This window comes from Methylosinus sp. RM1, from assembly GCF_011378635.1.
In the GTDB taxonomy this organism is placed as follows: domain Bacteria; phylum Pseudomonadota; class Alphaproteobacteria; order Rhizobiales; family Beijerinckiaceae; genus Methylosinus; species Methylosinus sporium.
Genome location: NZ_WOVC01000108.1, coordinates 1 through 992, shown reverse-complemented (window position 1 = coordinate 992; position 992 = coordinate 1). Strand labels below are relative to the sequence as shown.

General features: G+C 68.2%; 1 protein-coding gene. It reads left to right on the top strand.

All coding sequences use genetic code 11. The features are described 5' to 3' along the window. On the top strand, positions 1 to 992 hold a 992-nt coding region (locus FMZ75_RS21135; protein WP_166146295.1), incomplete at both ends, for an IS66 family transposase.

Here is a 992-nt window from a genome sequence, read left to right as displayed (position 1 = left end):
GAGAGCGAGCTTGCGGCGTCGAAGGAGACCGTCGAACGTCTGCAACTGCTCGTCAAGGAATATGAACGCGCGCGTTTCGGCAAGCGTTCGGAGAAGCTCGATCCCGATCAGTTGCAGCTCGTTCTGGAAGATATCGAGATCGCGATCGCGGAAGTCCAGGAGCGGGAGGACGATCGCGCGCGCCGCTCGGGGCGCCCGGCGACGAGCGAGCGCGCCGGCCGCGCCGCGCGCGCCTTTCCTGCTCATCTGCCGCGCGTCGAGCGTGTGATCGAGCCAGAGAGCCTCGCCTGTCCTTGCGGCTGCGGCCTGATGGTTCGGATCGGCGAGGACCGCTCCAGCCGCCTCGACGTGACGCCGGCGCAATATCGCGTCATCGAGACCGTGCGGCCCCGCTACGCTTGTCCGAATGGATGCGCGGGCGTCGCCCAGGCGCCGGCTCCCGCGCATCTGATCGAGGGCGGCGTCCCCACCGAGGCGCTGCTGGCGCAAGTGGCGGTCGCCAAGTTCAGCGAGCACATGCCGCTCTACCGTCAATCACAGGTCTTCGCGCGCCACGGGATCATGCTCGACCGCGCCGTTCTGGCTGATTGGATGGGAACGACGGCCTTCCACCTCGCGCCGATCGTCGAGCGCATGAGCGCACTGATGAAGCTGTCTGGCCGTCTATTCATGGACGAGACGCGGGCGCCGGTTCTCGATCCCGGCCGCGGCCGGACGAAGACGGGCTATCTGTGGGCCGTTCTGCGCGACGACCGCGGGCACGGCGGCGCCGATCCGCCGATCGTGGTCTATCATTACGCGCCGGGGCGCAGCGGCGAGCACGCCGAGCGGATGCTCGAAGGATTCGACGGCATTCTCCAGGTCGACGGCTATGGCGGCTATCATCGTCTGGCTCGCCCAGAACGCAAAGGCGGCGCGCCATTGCGGCTCGCCTGGTGTTGGAGCCATGGCAGGCGCGAGATCATCGCCGCCACGCCGAAGGCGGGCTCGCC